The following is a 6859-nucleotide window of genomic DNA, read 5'->3' as shown; positions in this document are numbered from 1 at the left end:
TTCGGCTAAGTAGAAGTTCTGGAAGGCCTGTACTGCTGGAGGCAGTGGGCGCTTACCTTGCGATGTATCGGGGGACTGCGCGACTTCTTGAATTGGTGCTGAGTCCTGCGCGTGCGCTTGCTCGGTCACATTCGCTGGCGCTTGCACTATCAGTTGCTCAGGTGCTGCTTTGAATTCTTCCACGGTTCAAACCTTTCTGCGATGCTTTTGCATCAGACGGGCAAAGTTCTGCGAGACCACAGTCACTCCGACTGCTCCCAATACGATGGCGCCTGCGGTACCTATGGAGGGGATCAAAGCCCCCTCCAGCGCGATACCCGCCGACTGTCCAATGAAGTACGACGCTGCAAATGCAGCAACCGCTGCACCACGGCGTTCCGGGGCCATCTGGGTGGCGTTGATCTGCAGCGTGTTGTGCAGCATGTAAAAACCCAGGCCAGAAATGAAGCTGGCGGGTATGGCCCACCACCAGCTGCTCGATACTGCCACGGTGATGTAGGAAGCAGCTACCAGCACACCACCCCAGCGGCACAGACCGGTTTCACCCAACCTGTGCACCAGAAAGCGGGCGCTGAGCGCAAAACACAATCCTCCAAAGCCAAACAGCATCACCACCTGCCCGGCCAGAGCCAGTGGTATGCCGTGGACCTGGTGCACATGGGTCACCATGAAGGCGAAGGCACCGAAGATGCTGGCGCCTTCGGCAAACACGGTCAGCAGCACCACACGGGCCCAGGGCACTGCCAGCACCTGGGCGAACTCGGACACCATGCGCTTCATTGCGGAGCCTTGGGGTGGGCTGGTTCTCTTGGCGGCATGGGGGAGCTGCTTGTTCATCCACAGCAGGAAGAAGCCTCCCAACGCAAAGTAGATTGCGATGCCTTCAAAGGGTGTGCGCCAGTGCAGGTGATCCGCCGCATAGCCACCCAGCAGCACGCCCGCGGATACGCCAAGGACCTGTCCGATCATGAAGCGGGCCAATATGGGCTGGCGACGTTCATAGGACGTCACATCGCCAATCCAGGCCATGGCCAGCGGGATGATGGCTGCGGCTGATGCGCCGGCAACAGCGCGGGCTGCCAGCAGGAATTCAAACGAAGGCGCCATGGCGCATGCCGCCGTGGTGATGGCGCAAGCAATCGTGCCCCAGGCAATGACGCGGTATTTGCCAAAGCGATCTCCCAGAGGGCCGAAGATCAGTTGGGAGAAGCCGTAGGCAATGGCAAACACGGTGATGACCAAGGCTGCGTGGCCCAGGGTCAGCGAAAACTCCTTTGCCAAGCCTGGCAGCAAGGGATCTGTAACCCGCATGGAAATGCCGCTGCCAAATGCGGAGATGGACAGACCCAGAAGCGCTCCGCGGGGTAACTGGATATCCAGTGCGCCGGCTGACACAGCTGCAGCACCTGGAGCCTGTACAGGCATCTGGACCGATGAGGCTTGGCTCATGGGAGCGGCAACGCTGTGAGGAAGGAAGTCAATTGAGTCTGGGCCCTTGTGATTTGAGTTCTTCCATCAGGGTATCGGGTGCACCGCCTTGAGCGAGATGGCTCTTGTACCAGACCGTAAGGATGCTGGTGACAACCGGCCCCGGGTTCTGCAACACCTTGTCGAAGTTCAGGCCGTTGATCTGGCAGATCAGCTTGACCAGGTCCATGTCCAGATCAATGGCGTCATCGTCACAGCGACGGACCTTGAGATCGGAGAAGCTATAGCCCTCGGGGAGCTTTAAAGTGATGACGGAATCGGTACTCATCAATAGCGAATCTGCGTTGCAGAAGCAACCATACAAAAAAAGTGGTACCCGTCAGGTAAATGCGCTGGACTTGGTGCATCAGCGAATCACCATCGCGTGCACGGTTACTGACCAGCTCTCTCTGTGACTAAGCGCCTAAGACTGCCCATTTCACATTTTATGGGCCAATTATACGAACATTTCGTTTTATGACTTAGCAAGAGAATTGGCTTTGCTGCAATAGCGAATTCTGAAGAGAAGTTCGCACACTGTGCGATACAAATTACATAGTTGGGCCGCGATACTGGTCTACCTCCAAGATAGTCCAACATTTTGTCCGCACCCTCTCATTGTCAAGATTCAATCGGCGTCAACAGGCCCAGTTCATTAAGTGCGCGCCCAAACTCTTTCAAGTCAATTCGAATATAGAAAACCATAAGTTGCCCGCGCAAGGAGCCCTTCATCCTCTCGCTAGCCGCTTGTGTAGCGCTCGTTCCATTGCTTTACCCATTCGGCAACGGCTCCGCCAGCCATAGGGCGTGCGATACCGTAACCTTGGCCCACTTGACAGCCGAGTTCCAACAGTGTGGCTTTATTACCGAGGTCTTCGATGCCCTCTGCAACGGAAGTTATGCCAAAGCCCCGAGCAAGTTGGGCGATCGAACGCACAATCACGCTGTCCCGTGAACCCGCTTTCAGGTCTGCCGTAAACGCCATATCTATCTTGATTTCTGATACGTCGAGTTGGCGCAGATACTTAAAGGAAGTGAAGCCCGCTCCAAAATCATCAATTGAGATTCGCACTCCGGCATTCTTGATCTCTTCCAGAATTCTATATGCTCGGTGCACATTGGACATGAGCGCAGTTTCGGTGAGTTCCAGCGTCAAAAATGATGCAGGTAGCTTTCGAATACGCAGCTCATGTAACACCCGCTCTGCAAGATCAGAGCCATCAAGCATGCGAGCCGAAATGTTGACAGACACCGAAAGCATTAACCCATCCATGTGCCAACGCTGCATCTGGTCCAAAGCGACACAAAGTATCCAGTAAGTAAGTTGCGCAATTACAGGAGAACGCTCCGCCAGAGGAATGAATAAACTTGGAGGTACAACCTCCCCCTCAGGGGTACGCCATCGAACCAGAGCTTCAAAACCAATAACCTCACCGCTGGCCAGGTCGAGAAAGGGTTGGTATTCCAAAAACAATTCGTTGCAAATGAGGGCCTGCCTCAGACGTTCGCTTTCTGGAGCAGGGCGTTGACGCATGGACTCCATGCCCGCTGCATAGATCAAATACAGACCTGCACCGTGTTTAGCCGCGTACATAGCCCAGTCCGCCTTTAACAGCAAGGTTTGAACGTCTTCGCCATGGTCTGGAAAAAGTGCGATCCCAACAGACGCTTCGACCGCTACCATCTGATCGCCAAAAATTTGGATCGGTTTGCGGACCTCCTGCGTTATTTTTTCTGTGATGTGTAGTGCATCCTCCGTCGTTTTAATGTCTGCCAAAACGACTGCAAATTCATCACCCCCAAGTCGCGCTACAGTGTCCGAACCGCGCAATATTGACTGAATTCGCTGGGCTACAGCAGTCAATACCACATCGCCAGCCGCATGGCCAAAGGTGTCATTTACATTCTTGAACAGATCAAGGTCTATTTGAAGGATGGCAAATATCTGCTGCTTGCGCATTGAAAATTGCAGCGTCTGCTCCGCCCGGTCAAAAAACAAAGTGCGGTTGGGCAGTCCAGTCAACGTGTCATGAAAGCTCAGATATTCAAGGCGTTCACGCTTGATCTTCAACTCCCTTTCCAAATTCGCACGAATCTGACTGTTGATCAGTATGGTTTCCACCAAACCAACTTGCAAGTGCATTTTAGAAATGAAGTCATGTGCACCATCCCGCATGGTCTGTACCACCAAGCGCTCATTGCCTTCGCCTGTGACCATGATCACGGGGACATAGGGTATCGAGCCTGACTGAATGTCGTGAAGCAGTTCCGTGCCGCTGGCGTCACCTAGTTTGTAGTCAAGAAATACACAATCAAATTTATCGCTCTTCAAATATGAGCGCGCCTCTCCAAGGGAGTTAGCTTCCTGTACTGAACTCTTGACCGAGCCTTTCCCTAGAACACGCCGAATTCGCTCTCGATCAATTTGGTCGTCATCGACAATCAATATCCGTAACAACTGCGACTCAGAGGAGCGTTCAGGCAAGTGTGACTGCAGCATCATATGACTTAAGCAAATTCGCTAAATTGGCAAATTGGTGGCCGACCGCAGACTTCACCATGTATCCAGCAATGCATTTGTGGTAGGCCCGAGTACGATCAGCGTCGGCATCTGATGTGGTTAGAACAAAAACAACCTGTGATCGCAGTGCGGGATCGGCGCGCAGTGCCTCAAGAAATTCAAACCCGTCCATAACTGGCATGTTAATGTCCAATAGCACAATGGTCGCCTTTGGCAACTCTCCATGTGGCCCTTGACCGCGCAGAGCTCGTAAACCTTCCGCGCCGTTCGAGGCGACATACAACGGAAAGTCAACACCACACTTTCGCAGATTTCGTATGGCCGCTTCGGCTGCAACATCATCATCGTCTATCAAAAGGATAGTCAGCCCCATATTCTTGGATTGCGTCATGATTGGCCCCCTCCTTTGTTAGGTTGATTGTTTGGCCAAATAAACCGAAAGGTTGTTCCACGTTGTGCTGCAGCTGATTCAACGGCAATCCAGCCGCCATGTGCTTCCACCAGACGCTTTGACACAGCCAATCCAACGCCGGAACTTTGCCGATCGGTCGATGTAGCCGTCTGAAACAATTTGAAGATGCGCGTCTGTGCGTGTTCTGGTATGCCTGGTCCGTCGTCTCCAATTGAAAACTCAAAATACTTGCCTTTGTCGCGCACGCCGATCGTGATGACGCCTTCGTCGCGGTCATGATGTTTTACAGCGTTGGCGATCAGATTGCGAAGTACCGTTTCGATCGGTGTACGAGCAGCATGGACAATGATTGGAGCGATATCGAGTTTTACTTCAAACCCAGCTCGGAGAGGTTGAAGCTCCAGAACTTGAGTTACCAATGTTTGCAAGTTAATTGGCATAATCTCTGCATCTACCGCACCTGCTCGTGCGTATCTCAAAAGATCATCAATCAGCCGCTCAAGCCTTTCGACCCTAAGCGTGGCACGAGCAATGTTTGCCAATGCCTTTTCATTCGGTGTGCTCTCGATGTCTTCCTTGATCCACTCCAGCAAATCGGCAATGCCTCGCAACGGTGAACGTAGATCATGCGAAGCCACATAGACGAATTGCTCCAAACCTTCGTTGGCGCGCAGAACCCGAAGCTCTGATTTCTTTCGCTCAGTGATGTCAACAATTGTGGCCAAGACTTGGCGTCCGTCCATAAGATCAATCGGGCTCAGGCCGATTTCAACCGGGAATTCCGTTCCGTCAAATCGCGCGGCATAGAGGTCACGCCCTGCCCCCATCGCGCGTGTGGTTGGGTTAGTAAAAAAGCTGCGTACCTTTTCGGGGTGCGCCATGCGCATGCGTGTAGGCAGCAATATTTCGATGGGCTGGCCAATTAAGTCTTCACGAGAATAACCAAATAGGCTCTCAATCTGGCAATTCACCAGAGTAATACGTGCGTTTTCGTCCACCATCACAATACCGGCTGGCGCGGCCTCCACCACGGCGTTGAACTGATCACGACTGCGCGCGCGCTGTTTCTCAGCATTCTTGCGCTCGGTGATATCAACAATTGTGGCCAGCACATGCAAGCCCCCCTCCGTGTCTACCGGCGTCAAACCAATTTCTACAGGAATCTCGCGCCCATCAATGCGGACAGCGTACAGGTCTCGCCCGGCGCCCATGGCACGATTGGATGGTGCAGAAAAAAAAGCTCGAACTTTTCCGGGATGGGTTGCGCGAATGCGTTGGGGCAGCAATATCTCAACCGGCTGCCCCATCAGATCCGATTCGGAATATCCAAACAAACTCAAGAGATGCCGGTTTACTAGGACTATTTGCCCATTTGGGTCAACCATGACAATGCCCGTGGGGGCCGCATCCACGACAAGTCGAAAATGATCTTGATGAATGCTGGGGGACATGCTTGGCCCTTCGTTAAATTATTCCACTCCCGTCTTGGAAGACATCCTATGCCAATGTTGTACTAAATCTTGATGAAAATGGCAAGACAAAGAATTCCTGTTTTCAACCTGAATCTACTGTGACCTTGCCATTTGATAGCCTTAATTATTAAGCAGTCATACCGAGCGATAAATGTTGCACTATCACGACATTGGACAGTGAGGTGTTGAATAATAGCCCTATTAAAAATACTGTTTTTCCACGTATTCCACCCATTCCTATCAACGCCTCGTGAGCCTGAAATTCCTCTGGTTACACTACAACGCGCACAAATACACAATGTATCAATACTGCAGTTTTCAGTAAGATTTTTCATCCCTCATGATTCTCATGGTCACATGCGATTTTTGAATAATCTCTCAGCGGGCCAGGCCATAACTTCCACATTAGAATTTGTTGCCGCGTGGGCACAAGTCATATTCCAATGCGTTAATGAATCAAAGAGTACTGACAATGCACACATATTCCAGAAAAACTGTCTACATAGACTTCCACTCACAAATTGCGGAGCAAGACTGCCTGAACATGCTGAAATCGAATGGCAGCTTTCTGGCTCCGGTTTCACTGATGGTCATGACCGCCTTGGGCACGTTGCTGAATGTCGCGAACGACTCCTGACTGAAGCCGAACTGGATCTCCATAGAGCTGACTGTCGATAGCACCCGTATTAGCCTTAACCTGCCTGCCGCCCCCTAAAGGTCTAAGTTGCTGCCGGAGAGGCTTTTTACGAATGGCCGGTTTTGGAAAGCCCCAAATTGCCGGTTTGTGGGTGTTCGCAAACTATACCTTTGAAAAACTCTCATTTTCCATGTCGAATAGCGTTCAGAGAGGCACTGGCGCAGTTAACCTACCAGGCACTCCGAATTCAGTGAAGAGAGCTTTTTTGAAAGCTAACAATGCAATCAAACGTCCTCGCCCAAAAGCAAGTGCAGGTGTACTTTTCCAACATCGTGTGGCACACGCTGACG

Annotated in this window: 7 protein-coding genes; 1 reads left to right on the top strand and 6 read right to left on the bottom strand. The window is 51.9% G+C overall.

Annotation, left to right across the window (positions count from 1 at the left end):
• The 6 genes from AC1RMF_RS26225 to AC1RMF_RS26200 form a co-directional block, all read right to left on the bottom strand.
• A partial coding sequence (locus AC1RMF_RS26225; RefSeq protein WP_493145445.1) for a hypothetical protein occupies nt 1-183 on the bottom strand: 183 nt, incomplete at its 3' end.
• A gap of 3 nt (nt 184-186) precedes the next feature.
• Complete coding sequence (locus AC1RMF_RS26220) at nt 187-1449, bottom strand: MFS transporter (RefSeq protein ID WP_493145444.1); 1263 nt, start codon at nt 1447-1449, stop codon at nt 187-189.
• 28 nt (nt 1450-1477) lie between these two features.
• Nucleotides 1478-1756 (bottom strand): hypothetical protein, encoded by a 279-nt coding sequence (locus AC1RMF_RS26215; protein ID WP_493145442.1) that lies wholly within the window; start codon nt 1754-1756, stop codon nt 1478-1480.
• 450 nt (nt 1757-2206) lie between these two features.
• The gene (locus tag AC1RMF_RS26210; protein ID WP_342620168.1) at nt 2207-3952 is read right to left on the bottom strand and encodes a two-component system response regulator; all 1746 of its coding nucleotides are present in this window, start codon (nt 3950-3952) and stop codon (nt 2207-2209) included.
• On the bottom strand, nt 3945-4379 hold the full coding sequence (locus AC1RMF_RS26205) for a response regulator (protein ID WP_342620167.1): 435 nt from the start codon (nt 4377-4379) through the stop codon (nt 3945-3947). The genes AC1RMF_RS26210 and AC1RMF_RS26205 overlap by 8 nt, the downstream gene beginning before the upstream one ends.
• Nucleotides 4376-5851: a sensor histidine kinase gene (locus AC1RMF_RS26200; protein ID WP_493145440.1), complete on the bottom strand. Its 1476-nt coding sequence runs from the start codon at nt 5849-5851 to the stop codon at nt 4376-4378. Before AC1RMF_RS26200 ends, AC1RMF_RS26205 begins: the two co-directional genes overlap by 4 nt.
• A 770-nt stretch (nt 5852-6621) precedes the next feature.
• Between AC1RMF_RS26200 and AC1RMF_RS26195 the strand changes: the two genes are divergently transcribed.
• The coding region (locus AC1RMF_RS26195) for a hypothetical protein (RefSeq protein WP_493145439.1) at nt 6622-6859 on the top strand (238 nt) is incomplete at its 3' end.

The organism is Rhodoferax sp. GW822-FHT04A08, from assembly GCF_058801025.1.
The sequence above is the reverse complement of the archived record's forward strand: the minus strand, read 5'-3'. Positions and strand labels throughout refer to the sequence as shown.

What these genes read in the sequence shown, in the direction of transcription:
- AC1RMF_RS26205 (WP_342620167.1), bottom strand. Translation starts at nt 4,379, where the DNA reads ATGACGCAATCCAAGAATATGGGGCTGACTATCCTTTTGATAGACGAT.
- AC1RMF_RS26220 (WP_493145444.1), bottom strand. Translation starts at nt 1,449, where the DNA reads ATGAGCCAAGCCTCATCGGTCCAGATGCCTGTACAGGCTCCAGGTGCT.
- AC1RMF_RS26200 (WP_493145440.1), bottom strand. Translation starts at nt 5,851, where the DNA reads ATGTCCCCCAGCATTCATCAAGATCATTTTCGACTTGTCGTGGATGCG.
- AC1RMF_RS26215 (WP_493145442.1), bottom strand. Translation starts at nt 1,756, where the DNA reads ATGAGTACCGATTCCGTCATCACTTTAAAGCTCCCCGAGGGCTATAGC.